18 protein-coding genes and 1 tRNA gene are annotated in these 16,816 nt (G+C 67.3%); 12 read left to right on the top strand and 7 right to left on the bottom strand.

Annotated elements, in window-relative coordinates:
* The first annotated feature begins 248 nt into the window (after positions 1-248).
* From H9532_RS15970 to H9532_RS15955, 4 genes are all read left to right on the top strand, one after another.
* A complete protein-coding gene (locus H9532_RS15970; protein WP_296370390.1) occupies positions 249-476 on the top strand; it encodes a hypothetical protein in 228 nt (75 codons plus the stop codon).
* Positions 469-1,155 carry an ABC transporter ATP-binding protein gene (locus H9532_RS15965; RefSeq protein ID WP_296370388.1) on the top strand — a complete coding sequence of 229 codons (687 nt, stop codon included), beginning with the start codon at positions 469-471 and terminating at the stop codon, positions 1,153-1,155. The genes H9532_RS15970 and H9532_RS15965 overlap by 8 nt, the downstream gene beginning before the upstream one ends.
* Before the next feature lie 35 nt (positions 1,156-1,190).
* Positions 1,191-1,262 (top strand) — tRNA-Asn (locus H9532_RS15960).
* Between the two features lie 315 nt (positions 1,263-1,577).
* Positions 1,578-2,348, top strand: coding sequence for a response regulator transcription factor (locus H9532_RS15955; protein WP_296370386.1), 771 nt, complete (start codon positions 1,578-1,580; stop codon positions 2,346-2,348).
* Here the strand turns inward: H9532_RS15955 and H9532_RS15950 are convergent.
* Genes H9532_RS15950 through H9532_RS15940 form a run of 3 tightly spaced genes read right to left on the bottom strand, consistent with a single transcriptional unit; the run spans position 2,345 to position 6,336 of the window.
* A complete protein-coding gene (locus H9532_RS15950; RefSeq protein WP_296370384.1) occupies positions 2,345-3,340 on the bottom strand; it encodes a DNA polymerase III subunit delta' in 996 nt (331 codons plus the stop codon). The genes H9532_RS15955 and H9532_RS15950 overlap by 4 nt on opposite strands.
* Positions 3,333-3,992 (bottom strand): dTMP kinase, encoded by a 660-nt coding sequence (gene tmk / locus H9532_RS15945; RefSeq protein WP_296370381.1) that lies wholly within the window; start codon positions 3,990-3,992, stop codon positions 3,333-3,335. Before tmk ends, H9532_RS15950 begins: the two co-directional genes overlap by 8 nt.
* A complete protein-coding gene (locus tag H9532_RS15940; protein ID WP_366664579.1) occupies positions 3,985-6,336 on the bottom strand; it encodes a heavy metal translocating P-type ATPase in 2,352 nt (783 codons plus the stop codon). The genes tmk and H9532_RS15940 overlap by 8 nt, the downstream gene beginning before the upstream one ends.
* Positions 6,337-6,438: 102 nt before the next feature.
* On the opposite strand from H9532_RS15940, the gene H9532_RS15935 reads away from it, so the two are divergent.
* Positions 6,439-6,960, top strand: a complete 522-nt coding sequence (locus H9532_RS15935; RefSeq protein ID WP_296370379.1) for a photosystem I assembly protein Ycf3 — start codon at positions 6,439-6,441, stop codon at positions 6,958-6,960.
* 1 nt (position 6,961) lies between these two features.
* On the opposite strand, the gene radA is transcribed toward H9532_RS15935, so the two are convergent.
* Entirely contained in the window at positions 6,962-8,410 is a 1,449-nt protein-coding gene (gene radA / locus H9532_RS15930) for a DNA repair protein RadA (protein WP_296370377.1), read from the bottom strand.
* A gap of 98 nt (positions 8,411-8,508) precedes the next feature.
* Between radA and rpaB the strand changes: the two genes are divergently transcribed.
* The 5 genes from rpaB to H9532_RS15905 all read left to right on the top strand — a co-directional run bounded on the left by rpaB (position 8,509) and on the right by H9532_RS15905 (position 13,343).
* Entirely contained in the window at positions 8,509-9,270 is a 762-nt protein-coding gene (gene rpaB, locus H9532_RS15925; RefSeq protein ID WP_296370375.1) for a response regulator transcription factor RpaB, read from the top strand.
* Positions 9,251-10,591 (top strand): phosphate acyltransferase PlsX, encoded by a 1,341-nt coding sequence (gene plsX, locus H9532_RS15920; RefSeq protein WP_296370421.1) that lies wholly within the window; start codon positions 9,251-9,253, stop codon positions 10,589-10,591. The genes rpaB and plsX overlap by 20 nt, the downstream gene beginning before the upstream one ends.
* 55 nt (positions 10,592-10,646) lie before the next feature.
* The gene (locus tag H9532_RS15915) at positions 10,647-11,639 is read left to right on the top strand and encodes a beta-ketoacyl-ACP synthase III (RefSeq protein WP_296370418.1); all 993 of its coding nucleotides are present in this window, start codon (positions 10,647-10,649) and stop codon (positions 11,637-11,639) included.
* Positions 11,640-11,700: 61 nt separating this feature from the next.
* Positions 11,701-12,591, top strand: a complete 891-nt coding sequence (fabD, locus tag H9532_RS15910; RefSeq protein WP_296370374.1) for an ACP S-malonyltransferase — start codon at positions 11,701-11,703, stop codon at positions 12,589-12,591.
* 26 nt (positions 12,592-12,617) lie between these two features.
* A complete protein-coding gene (locus H9532_RS15905) occupies positions 12,618-13,343 on the top strand; it encodes a lysophospholipid acyltransferase family protein (RefSeq protein WP_296370416.1) in 726 nt (241 codons plus the stop codon).
* On the opposite strand, the gene H9532_RS15900 is transcribed toward H9532_RS15905, so the two are convergent.
* The 3 genes from H9532_RS15900 to H9532_RS15890 form a co-directional block, all read right to left on the bottom strand.
* Positions 13,285-13,815 (bottom strand): YdcF family protein, encoded by a 531-nt coding sequence (locus tag H9532_RS15900; protein WP_296370371.1) that lies wholly within the window; start codon positions 13,813-13,815, stop codon positions 13,285-13,287. The genes H9532_RS15905 and H9532_RS15900 overlap by 59 nt on opposite strands.
* A 158-nt stretch (positions 13,816-13,973) precedes the next feature.
* Positions 13,974-14,630, bottom strand: a complete 657-nt coding sequence (gene tsaB / locus H9532_RS15895) for a tRNA (adenosine(37)-N6)-threonylcarbamoyltransferase complex dimerization subunit type 1 TsaB (protein WP_296370369.1) — start codon at positions 14,628-14,630, stop codon at positions 13,974-13,976.
* On the bottom strand, positions 14,627-14,878 hold the full coding sequence (locus tag H9532_RS15890; protein WP_296370413.1) for a Ycf34 family protein: 252 nt from the start codon (positions 14,876-14,878) through the stop codon (positions 14,627-14,629). Before H9532_RS15890 ends, tsaB begins: the two co-directional genes overlap by 4 nt.
* Before the next feature lie 28 nt (positions 14,879-14,906).
* On the opposite strand from H9532_RS15890, the gene H9532_RS15885 reads away from it, so the two are divergent.
* Together H9532_RS15885 and H9532_RS15880 are read left to right on the top strand one after the other, a co-directional pair.
* Positions 14,907-16,160, top strand: coding sequence for a CCA tRNA nucleotidyltransferase (locus tag H9532_RS15885; protein ID WP_296370367.1), 1,254 nt, complete (start codon positions 14,907-14,909; stop codon positions 16,158-16,160).
* A 227-nt stretch (positions 16,161-16,387) separates the two neighbouring features.
* The gene (locus tag H9532_RS15880; RefSeq protein WP_029552791.1) at positions 16,388-16,816 is read left to right on the top strand and encodes an RNA-binding protein; all 429 of its coding nucleotides are present in this window, start codon (positions 16,388-16,390) and stop codon (positions 16,814-16,816) included.

Raw genomic sequence — 16,816 nt, 5'->3', positions numbered from 1 at the left:
ATCGAGGACGTCGAACCATCCCCGCTGCGGCGCGCGCCCTACAGCGATCGTCATGAGAGCGGCTTCATGAAGCGTTACACGCGCACTGTACGGGGAACCGGGCGTCTGTGGCGGGTTTCCCCGGAGCAGGTGCGCCGGATAGGTAAAAGCTCCTAGCGAGCCATCGGAGCGGTGTTGATTCGCCAAAGTGGAGCCTGGCCGAAATCCCCGTTGTGTTCGTTGTTGAGCTCTCTCTCAAGCTGAGCCCCATGCCCGTTGCCGTGCAACGCAAGGAGCAATCGGCCGCCGATGCGCTCTACCAACAGGTGAAGCAGGCGATGGAGAGCGGTCAGCCGCGCCTGCTCGAGCTCACCTGCGAAAAAGACGAGAGCAAGCGGGTCACGCTGCTCACAAGCGAGGTGGTGGCCGTTCAGACCTACGAGAAGTCCGCCATGGGCGGCGGCAGCAAGCGACCGGGCTTCAGCTTCGATGGCTGAGCAGGCACCCAGCCTGGTGGTGGATCAGCTGGGCTTTGCCTGGCCCAATGGCCACAGCGCCCTCAACCACTGCAGCTTCTCCATTCCCAGGCCCGGGCTGTGGATGCTGGTGGGCGGCAATGGCAGCGGTAAGAGCACCCTGCTGCGGCTGATCGCCGGGTTACTCACCCCCAATCGCGGCCGCCTGCAGCGACCGCTTAAACCCGCACTGGTGTTTCAGAACCCTGATCACCAGTTGTTGCTGCCGAGCTGCGGCAGCGAGATCGAACTCGCCCTCCCCGAAACCGTGCAGGGCCCAGAGCGGCTGGCCCGCGTGGAGCGGGCGCTGCAGCAGGTGGGATTGGCCGGTTTTCGGCAGCGGCCGATTCACAGCCTGAGCGGCGGGCAGAAGCAACGCCTGGCCATCGCCGCCTCCCTGGCCAGCGAAGCCCAACTGCTGCTGCTGGATGAACCCACAGCTCTGCTCGATGAAACGAGCCAGGTGGAGGTGCTCCAACTGATCCGCTCCCTCTGCGACCGCCCCGAGCAGCCGATCACTGCCCTATGGATCACCCATCGCCTCGAAGAGCTGCGCTGGTGCGATGGAGCCGCCCTGATGCAACGGGGCAGCGTTGGGCCGTGGCGCAGCGGCGAAACGCTGCAGCGACAGCTCGCCCCCCTTGCGGGCGGGAAGGGCTGAGGGGTAAGTTCTTCGAGCGCTCGTCAGGGCCGCATTCCTCGGTAGCTCAGCGGTAGAGCGATCGACTGTTAATCGATTGGTCGCAGGTTCGAATCCCGCCCGGGGAGCTTGAAAACCCCAGCCCCACGGCTGGGGTTTTTTCATGGCAACCGCCGCTGCAGCCCGTTGCCTCAGGCGCGCCGCTGCATCGCATCGTTGACCGACAAATTGCAACAGGGCAAACGGAAGAAAACCTGTAAATCCTGATGTGTTGTTCAACTCCGCCTGATGGCAGAGCGCAGTGAGGGCAAGGGATCCCAGCTTCTTGCACGCCATCATGGCGCGCAAGAACTTCTGCAGATCCTCAACTCTCTGGAGAGAATGTGAGCAACGAACAGCGGCCACACCCCGCAGCGCCTGCACGCCACGAGCGGAGATCCACCATGAAGCCCTGCATCCTGCTGATCGAAGACGACAGCGATATGCGTGAGCTGGTGGCCGGCCACCTGGAGCACAGTGGTTTCGACGTGCAGCGCGCTGAAGACGGCATCAAGGGACAGGCCCTTGCCCTGCAATACACCCCTGACCTGATCCTCCTGGATCTGATGCTGCCCAAGGTGGATGGCCTCACCCTCTGCCAGCGGCTGCGGCGCGACGAGCGCACCACGGGCATCCCGATCCTGATGCTCACCGCCCTGGGCAGCACCAAAGACAAGGTGAGCGGCTTCAACTCAGGAGCCGACGACTATCTGGCCAAGCCCTTTGACCTCGAGGAGCTGCTGGTACGGATCAAGGCGCTGCTGCGCCGCAGCGACCGCGCCCCGCTCTCGACCAAACACAACGAAATCCTCAGCTATGGCGCCCTCACCCTGGTGCCGGAGCGCTTCGAGGCGATCTGGTTCGACGAACCAGTGCGACTCACCCACCTCGAATTCGAACTGCTGCACTGCCTGCTGCAGCGGCACGGTCAGACCGTGGCGCCCTCGCTGATCCTCAAGGAGGTGTGGGGCTACGAGCCCGACGACGACATCGAGACCATCCGGGTTCACGTGCGCCATCTGCGCACCAAGCTCGAGCCCGATCCGCGCAAACCCCGGTTCATCAAAACCGTGTATGGCGCGGGTTACTGCCTGGAACTACCCAGCGGCAGCCACGAAGAGGAACTCGCCCAGCTCGTGCACAACGCCCGCGCCAGTCGCCGCAGCGCTGCCTAAGCGGCCGCCACACCGCTCAGCTCCAACAGCGCCACCTCCCAGGCCAGCCGGGGCTGCACAAACGAGCGGAGCTGGCGCCGGAGCTGCTCCAGACGCTGCTGCTGGGCTGGGTTGTGGCTCAACCGCCACAAGCGCAGCTGCCACCAATCGAGCAGCCACAGCTGCTGTTCCACCTCCAGCGCTTCACAGAGATCACGGGCCAGGCTGAGGGCCTCCACCGGGCTGACCGGCTGGGATGGCAGTGCTCCACCGCTGAATCCGGCGCCGACCAGCTCTGCGCAGCGCTGGGCCAAACCTTCGGGCAGGGCCTGCCATTGCTGCCGCTGCAGAAGCAAGGCACCTGGGGAGCCGGCCGCCAGCTCCACCAATTCCGGCGGATCGGGGCTGCTGGCCTGGACGCCTTGCTCAGCCAGCACCTGCTGCAACTGCCCAGGCGCAAGACGGGCAAAGGGAATCGCCTGGCAGCGCGAGCGAATCGTGCTGAGCAGGCGATCAGGCGCAGCGCTGAGCAAGATCAGCACGCCATCGCCAGGCTCCTCGAGGGTTTTGAGCAAGGCGTTGGCAGCGCCCTCCGCCATGGCCTCCACCGCCTCGATCACCACGAGGCAGCGCTCAGCCTCCACGGGCCGGCGCGCCAGAAACTGCGACACTTCCCGCACCTGCTCCAGGCGGAGCTGCGGCGGCGCCTTCCGGCTCACGCCAGCCTCCACGGCCTTGGAGGCCGGCACCAGCTGGCCTTTATCGCTGTAGGTGGGCTCAACCCAGAGCAGATCGGGATGATTGCCCTCCTGCAGCCGGCGCCGAACGGAGGCTGAGCCACCAGGCCCTGCGATCACACCCTCCAGAAACCGCCGGGCCGCTATGGAGCGGCCAACGCCATCCGGGCCGCAAAACAGATAAGCCGGAGCCAACCGCTGACGCTCGAGTGCCGCCAGAAGTAGGGCGGTGGCCTGCTCCTGGCCGACCAATCCGGCGAACAGCGATTCAGGCATCGGCACCGGGGCGTTCGGCCCTGCAGCACTGGGTGATGGCGGCCTGCAGAGCCGCGCTCACCTGCTCGGCTGGCTGCGTTCCATCGAGCCGTTGCCAGCCGGGCTGAGCCGCCAGAGCCACAAACCCCGCGCAGACGCGGGCCAAGAAGGCTTCACCGCTGGCCTCGATGCGATCGGCGAGGCGATGGCCGCGCCGCCGCAGCGACTCTGCCAGCGGCACATCGAGCAACAGGGTGAGATCCGGCTGCAAGCCACGGCAGGCGATCAGGCTGAGTTGCTCGATCAACGCCAAAGGCAGGCCGCGGCCATAGCCCTGATAAGCAGCAGTGGAGCCGCTGAAGCGATCGCTCAACACCCAATGGCCCGCCTCCAGCGCAGGCCGGATGTGCTCTTGCACATGCTGGGCGCGATCGGCGGCATAGAGAAGCAACTCCGCGGTGCTGCAGGGGGCCGCGGCGCCAGGGGGATGCAGCAGCAGTTCGCGCAGGGCGCGGCCCAGCTCGGTGCCACCGGGCTCGCGGGTCACCACCAGCTCGGCGCCCGCGGGCATCAGGCCGCTGCTGGGCAGCCACTGGCGCAGGTGCTGGATCTGAGTGGTCTTGCCGCAACCATCGATCCCCTCGAGCACCAGAAAGCGGCCGCGCTCAGTCATCACCACCAAGCAGCAGGGCGTTCACCACCACGGTGATCGAACTGAGGGCCATCAACAAGGCTGCCAAAGGAGGAGAAAGCACCACACCGAACCCCGGCAACAGTGCACCGGCGGCAATGGGCAACACCAGGAGGTTGTAGCCGAAGGCCCAGGCGAGGTTCTGGCGCACCTTGGCCATGGTGAGGCGTGCCAGGCGCAACGCCTGAGGGATGGCGGTGAGGTGATCACCGAGCACCACCAGATCCGCCGTGTCCATCGCGATCTGGGTGCCGGTACCCACCGCGATGCCGAGATCCGCGGCCGCCAGGGCAGGGGCATCGTTGATGCCATCGCCAACCATCGCCACCGGGCCCTTGGCACCGCCGTGCTGCAGCCGCTCGAGCTTCTGCTGGGGCAGCAGTTCCCAGGCCAATTGCTCAGGGCGCAGCCCCAGGGCCGCACCGAGGCGCGCCACAGGGCCCTGTCGATCACCACTGAGAACGCCCAGCCGCAGGCCCATGGCCTGCAGGTCCGCCAAGGCCTCAGGGGCATCCGGCCGCATCGGATCTTCGATGGCCAGCAGAGCGAGCAACTGCTGCTCGGCGCTGAGGGCCACCACCGTGGCACCACAGGCCTCCTGCTCCTCAAGCCAGCGCTGCTGCTGAGGGGCGAAGGCCACACCCGAGGCGGCGATCCAACCCGGACGGCCCAAGCGGCAGCGGCCGTAGCCCTCGATCTCTCCCTCCAGTCCGTCACCAGCGATGGTGCGCGGCTGCTGCACCGGGAGCAGGGGGAGCTCGAGCTCCTGGGCCCGCTGCAGGAGGGCGTGAGCCAAAGGATGGCGCGTGTCAGCCTCGAGGCTGGCGGCCAGCTGCACCAGAGCATCGCTGCCAGTGCCGCTGTTGGCTGCCAACAGGCCGCTGAGGCTGGGCCGGCCGATGCTCAAGGTGCCGGTCTTATCGAAGAACACGGTTTTGAGCGCGGCGGCGGTTTCGATCACGTTGCCACCGCGAAACAGGATGCCGGCCTTGGCGGCGCGGCCGGTGCCCACGGTGATGGCTGCCGGCGTAGCCAGCCCCAACGCACAGGGGCAAGCCACCACCAGCACCGCAATGCTCAGCTGCAAGCCGAGCACGAAGGGGGTTTCTGCCGCCAGCCCCAAGCTCCTGTGAGCGCCATGGGCATGGGCCGCCGGTGCGGCTGCCAGCACTTGAGGCCAGAGCTGGGCACCCCAGAACCACCAGAACAGCCAGGTGGCGAGTGCCAGCAGCATCACCGCCACGCTGAAACGGCCAGCCACCCGATCGGTGAGCCCCTGAATCGGTCCCTTGCGCGACTGGGCCTGCTCCACCAGCGCAATGATCCGCGCCACCGCGCTGTCGCGCCCGGGGCGCACCACCTCCAGCAGCAGTGGAGCCTGCAGGTTCAGGCTGCCGGCTGCCAGCTCGCAGCCCACGCTCACCTGCTGGGGCAACGGTTCACCGGTAAGGCTCGAGACATCCAGATTGGAGAGACCCTCCAGCACGCGGCTATCCACGGGCACTCGATCTCCGGGCAACAGCCTCAAGCGATCACCAGGGCGCAGGGCACCCACCCGCACCGGGCGGGTGATCGCCTCAGGCCCCGCGCCCACCACCAATAAGGCCTCATCGGGCTGGAGCCGCGCCAGTTCCTGCAGGGCGCGGCCGGTGCGAAAGCGGGCACGCTCCTCCAGAAACCGGCCCAGCAGCACGAACCCCAACAGAGTCACCGGCTCGTTGAAGAAGCACTGCCAACCCACCGCCGGCCAGATCAGCGCCACCAGGCTGGCGATGTAGGCACTGGCCATGCCCAGGCCCACCAACGTGTCCATCCCGGGGGCACCGGCCAGGGCCGAACGCAGCCCCCGCACCAGAATTGGGCGGCCTGGCAAGGCCAGGGCCAGGGTGGCCACCAGAGCGTGCACCCGGATCTCGGCCAGCCAGGGCAAGGGCAGCTGGCCCATCTCGGCCAGATGCCCCGCCGCCGACAACAGCAGCAACACCAGGGCCACCACCAACTGCTGCCAGCGCTGCCACCAGGACTGCTGCTGAGCGCGCTCAGCAGGGGTGCTCGCCTGCTCCTCGCGGCGATGGGCCTGGTAGCCCATGGTGAGCAGAGCCTCGATCAGGCCTTCGGCCGGATCACGGTCGTCTTCAGCCAACAGGGCTGGATCAAGCCCCACCCAGACGGTGCGATTCAGCAGGCTCACGCTGGCCTGGCGCACACCCGGCTGAGCCAACAGGCGCTGCTCCACAGCGCGCACGCAACCGCCGCATTTCATGCCCTCCACCTCGAGCAGCAGGGCAGCCACCGGCTGCGGGGCGGATTCGGGGCCGCTGCTCACGGTGCTGGCAGTTGATGGCTCTCAGGCTAGGGAGTACGAACAGCCCAGGCAGCCAGCGCAGTAGGCAGGTGAGGATGGGCCCACGAAGCTCCGCAGATCACCGTGCCCCGCTCCCAGCGCAACGACAACTTCATCGACAAGAGCTTCACGGTGATGGCCGACCTGATCCTCAAGGTGCTGCCCACCAACCAGCGCGCCAAGGAGGCCTTCGCCTACTACCGCGATGGCATGAGCGCCCAGGCTGACGGGGAATACGCCGAGGCTCTGGATAACTACGCCGAAGCCCTGAAGCTGGAGGAAGACCCGAACGACCGTGCCTTCATCCTTTACAACATGGCGCTGGTGTACGCCAGCAACGGTGAGCACGAGAAAGCCCTTGACCAGTACGGCCAGGCGCTCGATCTCAACAGCAAGATGCCGCAGGCCCTCAACAACATGGCGGTGATTCATCACCACCTGGGCTCCCTGGCCGAGGAAAAGGGCGACGCCGACCTGGCCGATCGCCACTTTGATCAGGCTGCCGATCTGTGGACGAAGGCCATTCGTTTGGCCCCCAACAACTACATCGAGGCCCAGAACTGGCTCAAGACCAGCGGGCGCGGCAGCGTCGACGTGTACTTCTGAATCAGGCTCGGTCATCGGCCGGATTCACCCCCAGCGCCGCCACGAGCGCTTCAGCCACGCCACCGGCCTCCAGCAGTTGCAGATCAAGCCCGGCGGCGAGGCGGCCGAGGCCACTGCCCTTGGGCACCACGGCCCGGCGGAACCCCAGCCGGGCAGATTCCTGCAGGCGCTGCTCCAGCTGCGCCACGGGGCGGAGCTGGCCGCCGAGGCCCAGCTCACCGATCAACACCGTGCCCGGCGGCAGGGTGAGATCGCGATAGCTGGCCACCACCGCGGCGGCGACCCCAAGATCTGCCGCCGGCTCTTCCACTTCAAGTCCACCGGCAACGGCCAAGTAGCAGTCGAAGCGGGAGAGGGGCAGGCCCAGATGCTTTTCCAGCACCGCCAGGATCTGGTGGAGCCGGTTGGTGCCGATGCCCGTGGCGGTGCGGCGAGGGCTCGAATAGCTGGTGGTGCTCACCAGGGCCTGCAGTTCCACCACCAGCGGCCGCGTGCCTTCGCAGGCCACGATCGTGGCGGTGCCGGCGCTGGGTTCATCGCTGCCTAGGAACAGCTCACTGGGATTGAGCACCTGAGTCAGGCCCTGGCCGCGCATCTCAAACACCCCCAGCTCATGGGTGGCGCCGAAGCGGTTCTTCACCGCCCGCAGGAGCCGGTGACTGGCGAAGCGATCACCTTCAAAGGTGAGCACCGCATCCACGAGGTGCTCCAACACCTTCGGACCGGCGAGCATGCCCTCCTTGGTCACGTGACCCACCAGCAGCAGCGCGGTGTCTTGCCGTTTGGCGATGCGGGCCAGGGCCGCCGCGCACTCACGCACCTGGGCCACCGAACCCGGCGCGCTGCCCAGCTCACCGTCGTGGAGGGCCTGGATGCTGTCGATCACCGCCACGGCGGGGCGAAGGGCCTCCAGCTCCTGCAGCACAAGCTCCAGATCGGTTTCCGCCAGCAGCTGCAGGCCAGCCCCACCTGCCTCCTGTGCCGTCACAGGCGATAACTCCCCCTGCTCCTCTGCCAGCCGACGCCAGCGCAACTTCACCTGCTGTGCCGATTCCTCAGCGCTCACATACAGCACCGAATGGCGAGCGGCCATGGCCTGGGCGCTTTGAAGCAGGAGCGTGCTTTTGCCGATACCGGGATCACCACCCAGCAGCACCAGAGAACCCGGCACCAACCCACCACCGAGCACGCGATCCAGCTCGCCGTAGCCGCTGCCCAGACGCTGCAGGGGCCGATCGCCCACAGCCGCGATCGGCTCAGAGCGTCGCGGTGCCGCCGGCATGGCGGCCTCCGGTGCCGCGGCCACGGGACGGCGGCGGCGGTTGTCGGTGGGGGTGGCCGTCTGCTCCACCAGGGTGTTCCAGCTGCCGCAGCTGCTGCAACGGCCAAAGAACTGCCGGCTCTGGGCTCCGCAGCTCTGGCAGACGTAAAGGCTGGTGGCGCGGGCCAAAACGGTGTATGAAGAAAGGTGGCTGCCGCAGAACCCGGAGGCCTGCCGACCTTTTCAGTAGGTCGAACTACTTAACCCCGTCCACAACGAGTGGCGCAATGACGGCCTCAACCGGCACAACTGCCTCCGCCGCCAAGGAAACGATCCTGGTGGTGGACGACGAAGCCAGCATCCGCCGGATCCTGGAAACGCGGCTATCGATGATCGGATATCAGGTGGTCACCGCCTGCGACGGCCAGGAAGCGCTCGAGGCGTTCCGCCGCACCGACCCTGATCTGGTGGTGCTCGACGTGATGATGCCGAAGCTCGATGGCTACGGCGTTTGCCAGGAGCTGCGCAAGGAATCGGATGTGCCGATCGTGATGCTCACCGCCCTGGGCGATGTGGCCGACCGCATCACCGGCCTCGAGCTCGGCGCCGACGACTATGTGGTGAAACCGTTCAGCCCCAAGGAGCTGGAGGCCCGCATCCGTTGCGTGCTGCGCCGGGTGGAAAAAGACAGCGTGGCTGGCATACCCAACTCCGGGGTGATCCAGGTGGGCGAGCTTCGGATCGACACCAACAAGCGGCAGGTGTACCGCGGTGAGGAGCGCGTCCGCCTCACTGGGATGGAGTTCAGCCTGCTGGAGCTGCTGGTGGGCCGCAGCGGCGAACCCTTCAGCCGCGGCGAAATCCTCAAGGAGGTGTGGGGCTACACGCCGGAGCGTCACGTGGACACCCGGGTGGTGGATGTCCATATCTCCCGGCTGCGCTCCAAACTGGAAGACGATCCGGCCAACCCCGAGCTGATCCTCACGGCGCGCGGCACCGGTTATCTGTTCCAACGCATCGTTGACGCCGTTGCCCCCGAAGCCCTCTGACGCCCCAGGCCACGGCTCCAACCGCCGCGGCCAGCCCCGCGCCATCCGTCGGCTGGTGATCTGGTATCGCCGCAATGCAGCGGTGACGAGCCTCGTCGGCACCGCCACAGCCACGGCCAATGCCGCCGGTTCGATGGCAGGCTCTGTGGCTGGCAGCGCTGCCGGCGCAGCCGCTGGTGCGGCCAACACAGTGCTGCAACCGCTGGTGTTCGATCCCCTGCGGCGGCTGCAGCGGGGCGTGGGCGGCAGCGAAGGCACCCCGATCAACGACGCCGACCGCCTCTGGGTCGCCGTGGACGGCATGGGCGGTGACTACGCCCCCGGGCCGATCCTGGAAGGCTGCCTGCGGGCGGTGCGGCTGCTGCCGCTGCGGGTGAAATTCGTGGCCGAAGCTGAAGCGGTGGCTGCCGCCGTGGCCGAACTCGATCTGGCCGACGAGCTGCAAAGCGCCCAGCAGGAAGGCCTGCTGGAGCTGGTACCCAGTGGTGTGTCGGTGGGCATGGATGAAGAAGCCACCGTGGTGCGCAAGAAGCGCGACGCCAGCATCAATCTGGCGATGGACCTGGTGAAGGAGGGCAAGGCCACAGCCGTGTACTCGGCGGGCAACTCCGGTGCCGTGATGGCCTCAGCGATCTTCCGGCTCGGGCGCCTCAAGGGGATCGATCGCCCCGCCATCGGCGCCCTCTTCCCCACCAAAGACCCCGAGCAGCAGGTGCTGGTGCTGGATGTGGGCGCCAACATGGACGCCAAGCCCGCCTACCTGCACCAGTGGGCCCTGCTGGGCAACATCTACAGCCGCGATGTGCTGCAGGTGAGCAAGCCCCGCATCGGCCTGCTCAACATCGGCGAGGAGGAGTGCAAGGGCAACGACCTGGCCCTGCGCACCTACCCGTTGATGGCGGAGGAGACCCGTTTCCACTTCGCCGGTAACTGCGAAGGCCGCGACGTGCTCTCGGGTGAATTCGATGTGGTGGTGTGCGACGGCTTCACCGGCAACGTGCTGCTGAAGTTCCTGGAGAGCGTGGGCAGCGTGCTGCTGGATGTGCTCAAGGCTGAGCTGCCCCGCGGCCGCCGCGGCAAGGTGGGCTCCGCCTTCCTGATGAGCAATCTGCGCCGCATCAAGAAGCGCCTCGACCACGCCGAGCACGGCGGCGCCCTGCTGCTGGGCGTGAACGGCGTGTGCGTGATCGGCCATGGCAGCAGCAAGGCCCTCTCGGTGGTGAGCGCCCTGCGCATCGCCCACTCCGCCGCCAACCACGGTGTGATGGAGGATCTGCAACGGCTGAGCGAGGGATCAGAAGCGGCCGTTGCCTGTGGTTGACTGACCCCACCGTTGGGTTGAACCGGTGGGGCTGGGCCAGATCAATCGCTGCGGCATGGCCCTGGTGGGATGCGGCAGCGCCGTTCCCGCCGTCAGCGTCAGCAATCAGCAGCTGAGCGAACGGGTCGACACCAGCGACGAATGGATTCGCACCCGCACCGGCATCGGCGCCCGCCACATCTGCGCCGCCGATGAACCGCTCACGGTGCTGGCCAGCCGCGCGGCCCAAGCGGCCTTGGAGCACGCGGGCTGGGCCCCTGAGGATCTGGATCTGATCCTGATGGCCACTTCCAGTCCCGATGACTTGTTCGGCACCGCACCGCGGGTGCAGGGTGCGCTCGGCGCTCGCAACGCCGTGGCCTTTGATCTCACCGCCGCCTGCAGCGGCTTCCTGTTCGCCCTGATCACGGCTGGGCAATACCTGCGCAGCGGGGCGATGCGCCGGGCCCTGGTGATCGGGGCCGATCAACTGAGCCGCTGGGTGGACTGGGACGACCGCACCACCTGCGTGCTGTTCGGCGATGGTGCTGCCGCGGTGGCGGTGGAAGCCTGCGCCGATGAAGTCAACGGCCTGCTGGGCTTCCGCATGCACTCCGATGGAAGCCGGAATGGCTGCCTCACCCTGGCCCAGACCGACACCCACACCGATGTACTCGGAGGCGTGAGCGCCCAGGTGGGCGGCTTTGCGCCGCTGCGCATGAACGGCCAGGAGGTGTACAAATTCGCGGTGCGGGAAGTGCCGGCCGTGCTCAAGGAGCTGCTCGAGAGCACTGGCACCGCCGCCGCCGATCTCAACTGGCTGCTGCTGCACCAAGCCAACCAACGCATCCTCGATGCCGTGGCCGATCGCTTTGCGATTCCCCATGAGCGGGTGCTCAGCAACCTGGCCAGCTACGGCAACACCTCCGCCGCCACAATTCCGCTGATGCTGGATGAGGCCGTGAAGGATGGCCGCGTGAAGCCGGGTGATCTGATTGCCAGCAGCGGCTTTGGCGCTGGCCTGAGCTGGGGCGGAGCGCTGCTGCGCTGGGCTGGCCCACACAGCTGAGCCAGCTTCGATCTCAGCCCCGCCGCGTAATGTCCCACCCGACAGTGCAACGCGAGCGGCCATGGGTATCGCCTGGGTGTTTCCCGGACAGGGCTCACAGAAGGTGGGCATGGCTGCCGGGGTGCTCGAACTGCCTGGAGCCACTGAGCGCTTCGCCGCCGCCTCCGAGCTGCTCGGTCGCGACCTCCTGGCCATCTGCGCCGGTGAAGCTGAAGGCGAGCTGAGCGATCTCAACGACACGCGCAACACCCAGCCCGCTCTCTTCGTGATCGAAAGCCTGCTGGTGGATGGCCTCAAGGGCCAGGGCCGCCAGGCTGATCTGGTGGCAGGCCACAGCCTGGGTGAACTGGTGGCCCTGTATGCCGCGGGCGTGTTCGATGTGAACACGGGGCTGCAGCTGATGAAAACCCGCAGCGAGCTGATGGCTGCAGCCGGTGGCGGCTCCATGACGGCGGTGATGGGCTTCGATCGCGCCGAACTCGAGCAGCTGGTGGCCGCCACCGAAGGGGTGGTGATCGCCAACGACAACAGCAGCGCCCAGGTGGTGCTCTCCGGCAGCCCCGAAGCGGTGGCGGCAGTGAGTGGCCAACTCAAGTGCAAACGGGCCATCCCCCTGGCGGTGAGTGGCGCCTTCCATTCGCCCTTCATGCAGGCGGCCGCCGATGCCTTCGCCACCACTCTCGATGGGGTGAGCTTCAACGACGCCAGCATCCCGGTGCTGAGCAACACCGATCCCAGCCCCGAAACCAGCGGCGCAGCACTCAAGGCCCGGCTGCGCAGCCAGATGATCACCGGTGTGCGCTGGCGCGAAACGATGGATCGATTCAGCGCCGATGGCATCAACACGGCGGTAGAAATCGGTCCGGGCAACGTGCTGAGCGGCCTGATCAAACGCAGCTGCGAGGGGATCACCACGGCTCAGATCAGCGGCGCCGCTGATCTGGGGCTGTGAACAAGCCCGTCCAGGCCGTGAAGCGGGTGCTGCGTCGGCGCCGCAAACCGGCTGAACCGCCGGCGCTGCTGCGCACGCCCCGGCCCAGCCTCACCTACCGCCTGGTGAGCTATTTGCTGGTGTTCCCCATCTACAGGCTGCTGTTCCGGGGCCGCACCGCCGGCAACGGCAACGTGCCCCTGGAGGGTGCGCTGGTGGTGGTGGCCAACCACGGATCCCACCTCGACCCGCCGCTGTTGGGGCATGCCCTCGGCAGGCCTGTGGCCTTCATGGCCAAGGCCGAGCTGTTCCGGATCCCCGTGCTGGGGCCGATCATCCGCGCCTGCGGCGCCTACCCAGTTGCCCGCGGCGCCAGCGACCGCGAGGCGATCCGCACCGCCACCGATCGGCTGGAGCAGGGCTGGGCCACCGGGGTGTTCATCGATGGCACCCGCCAGGCAGATGGCCGGGTGAACAATCCCCAACCCGGCGCCGCCCTGCTGGCAGCCCGGGCCGGGGTGCCCCTGTTGCCCGTGGCGATCATCAACAGCCACCGAGCCCTGGGCACCGGCTCCAAGAAGGCGCGGTTAGTGCCCGTGCATATCCGCATCGGCACGCCGATCCCACCGCCTGCTTCGCGCAAACGGGCCGATCTCGATGCCGCCACTGCCGCCTGCCAGGCCCAGATCAATGCCCTGCTGGATCAGGGCCTGATCAGCGGCCCCGCGCTCCCTCCAGCAGCGGCCCAAAACGCGCTGCCGCCCAGCTCCTGAGATCACGGCCCGTGATCACCCACAGGGCGGCACGGGCGCCATCACCCCACACCTTGCGCCAGCCCTCCGGCGAGCACCGGGCGCCGCAGGGCACCTCCACCGGTGTGAGCCCAATGCCGCGGCTGCCCGCCACCAGACGGCCCACGAGCATGGCCCGTGGCATGTGATCGCTGCTGGTCACCAGCAACACGTGGCGCACCTTGGCGCGCCGCAGCTCATCCACGATCGAGGTGAAGTTGGTCAGGGTGTCTGTGGCCCGGTAATCAAGCTGGACCCGCCCTTGATCCAAGCCGCGGCGTCCGAACAGCCAGTGGGCGTATTCCGGATTGCTCCCCCCGCTCACAAGCACAGGCAGTCCATCGCGCTCGGCCAGCTCAGCGGCGACCCGCTCCCGCTCCACATCACCGCCGAGCACCAGGATCATCTGAGGGGGTGGCAAAGGGGGCTGCCACAGCCCGCGGGAGAACACCAACAATCCAGCGCCCGCCAAAGCCAACAGCAGCCAGCGGCCACTGCGGCGCTGTCTGCGTCGTGGCTGGCGCCGCGGCTGAGTAGCGCGCCTTGGACGCGCCGCCCCCTGAGGCACACGGGACTGGGGGGCGCCCGGGCGCGGGCCTGAGCGGGGGCGCGTCACAACCCCTCCACCGGGCTCGTTGGATACAGCGGCAGCACCGGAGCCCAGGGGCCTGCCAAATCAACGGCTTGGGCCAACTGCGCCAGCTCGAGCAGTTGCAGCGCATCCGCCTCAGGATCCACAACGGCCGCCGCACAAGGCCCGTCACCGCCCCAGCTCTCCCCTGGTCGCACCAGCCGCGGCAGCTCCAGCTCCGCCACCCCACCCAGGGCTGCCGGATCGAAGCCGTAGCAACCCACCACGCTGCCGCGGCGGGGCAGCACCTGCTCCAGCCACAGCCGTTGGCCCACCTCATGCGGAGATTGAGAGGCCAGCAGGCGCCGGGCGATCAGCAGAAAGCTGCTGAAACCATGCAAGGGAATCGCCAACTGCTGAGCCAAGGTGCGGGCGAGCACAACCGTGAGCCGAGTACCCGTGAAGCCACCAGGCCCGGTGGCCACAGCCAGTCGCCCCAGTTGTGGCCACTGAACAGCCGGCAGCAACTGCTCCACGCAGGGGAGCAGTTCATTCGAGAGGCGCCGCCCTAGGGGGAAGCTCTCCACCCGCGCCGTCGCAACCGGTTCACCCAAAGGCTGCACCGCCACCCCAAGGCTCTCACTGGAGCTGTGCAGCGCCAGCAGCAACGGCTGAACAGTGGATGCAGCACCACTCATGTGGGCACCACCTGATCGGGCCGGAGGCGCTGCCAGCGGCCTGGCTCGAGCTCAAAGCTGCCGCAGCTGCGCACATCCCACTCCACGCCCACCTGGCCATCCTCCAGGTCGAGCACCTGCACGTGAATCCTGGGTTCTTGCGGGGCAAAGAGAGGTGTGGCCGTGAGGTGTGCCACTCCGTGCTGGCGCTCAACCGCGTGGTAGGCCTGACACTGATCCACCCAGCGGCAATCCACGCAGATGCACATGCCCGGCGCCGCAGCGGATGGGGCCATTGTGAACCCTGCAGGGGCGGCGGAGCTGGCCTGGCAGCGGCTGCAACCCAAGCGCTGGCCGCTGCCTCCGGAAGCCTTTCCCAGCGAGGCGGCTCTGGTGGGGGGCGCCGTGCGCGATGCCCTCCTGGATCGACTGGGCACCGCGCCGGATCTGGATCTGGTGGTGGAGGGGGATGCCATAGCTCTATGCCGGCAGCTGGGCCGGCGCCATGGCGGCAGCAGCGTGGTGCTCGATGCCGAGCGATCGATGGCGCGGCTGGTGATCGGCGGCTGGAGCATCGATCTGGCCCGTCGCGACGGGGACAGCCTGGAGGCGGATCTGCATCGGCGCGACTACACGATCAATGCCATGGCACTGCCCCTGGCCGATCGCCAACAGCTGGTGGATCCCCTCCACGGGCTGAGCCACCTGAACACGCGGCAACTGGTGGCCGTGGCTGAAGCCAACCTGCTCGACGACCCCCTGCGCCTGCTGCGGGGGCTGCGGCTGGCCGCGCAACTGGGCTTTGGGCTGGAGCCCTGCACACAGCGCTGGATTCAGCAACACCACGCGGCGATCGTGAGGGTGGCCGGTGAACGGGTGCTGGCAGAACTGGAGAAGCTCGCAGCCGCGCCCTGCGGTGAGCACTGGCTGGCGGTCTGCCTGGAGCTGGGCCTGCTGACCCCATGGCGCAGCAGCGCCTGGAGCCATGAGGAGGAGGCACGGCTCGCCTGTTGCGGCGGAGTCCACGCCCAGCAGCTCGGGCTGAGCCCAACCGAGCTCAACTCCATGCTGCCGCTGGCGCGCCTAGCGAACGTGCTGGATGGCCCGGCCCTGCAACAGCTGCGCAGCAGCAGGAAGTTGCAGAAACAGGTGGTCACGCTGCGCCAGTGGCAGCAACGCCTGGGCAGCGCCGATCCCGCGGGGCAAGCGGACGCGCTCAACGACAACGAACGCCTGCAACTGCATCGCGATCTGGAGGAAAGCCTTCCGGCACTGGTGCTGAGCTGGCCGGCAGAACCGGCTCAGCGCTGGCTCAAACGTTGGCGCGACAGCAGCGATCGGCTCTTTCACCCAAGACCCGCCATCGATGGGCTCAGCCTGCAAAAAGCCTTGCACATCCAGCCATCACCGGCCTTGGGGGAGCTGCTGCTGCATCTGATGCGGGAGCAGGCCTTCGGGCGTCTACACAGCCATGAGGAGGCGTTGCAGCAGGCCCGGCAGTGGCTCGCATCCGCTGAACATGCTGGCGGAAGGGCACCTCGGCGTGATTAACTTCCTACGCAAAGGCGTTTAAGACGACCTGATTCGCGCCAGTTCGGACGCTGAGATCACGCCAGTTCGGTTAACAGCCTTGAAACGTCACTTCAAGCAGCTGCACTGTCAGTCGCACCTTCAGTTGCACTGCCAGCACTGCACGAATTGATGGGCACTTTCCAAACGCGTGGTGTCAGCCCGCAGGCCAGAACACGTTTTCCTTCCTCTCTTCTCCCTTCCTTCCCATGAGCGTTCGTCTGTACGTCGGCAACCTGCCCCAGAGCTTTGATGCCAAGGAGCTCGACGCTCTGTTCGCCAGCGTGGGTGAAGGGATTCGCTTCAAGGCCGTTCAAGACCGCGAAACCGGCGCCGGCCGTGGCTTCGGCTTCGCCAACGTTGACGACGAGAAGGTGGCCGATGCCGTGATCGAGCAACTGAACGGCCGTGAGTTCGCAGGCAATGCCCTGCGGATCGAGCGCTCCGAGCGTCGCGACGAGCGCCGCGGCAACGATCGTCGCCCCGGTGGCGCTCCTGGAACCCCCGCCGTGGCTCGCAAGGCTGTCAACAAGGTGGTGCACCGCGATTCCGTGGAGGAAGGCGCCCCTGATCCCCGCTGGGCTGGTGAGCTGGCCAAGCTCAAGAACCTGCTCGACAACCAGAAAGCAGCGGTCTGA

It is taken from the genome of Vulcanococcus sp. Clear-D1, from assembly GCF_014654725.1.
Classification (GTDB): domain Bacteria; phylum Cyanobacteriota; class Cyanobacteriia; order PCC-6307; family Cyanobiaceae; genus Vulcanococcus.
Note: the sequence above shows the minus strand (reverse complement) of the source record. Positions and strands in the feature narration are given on the sequence as shown.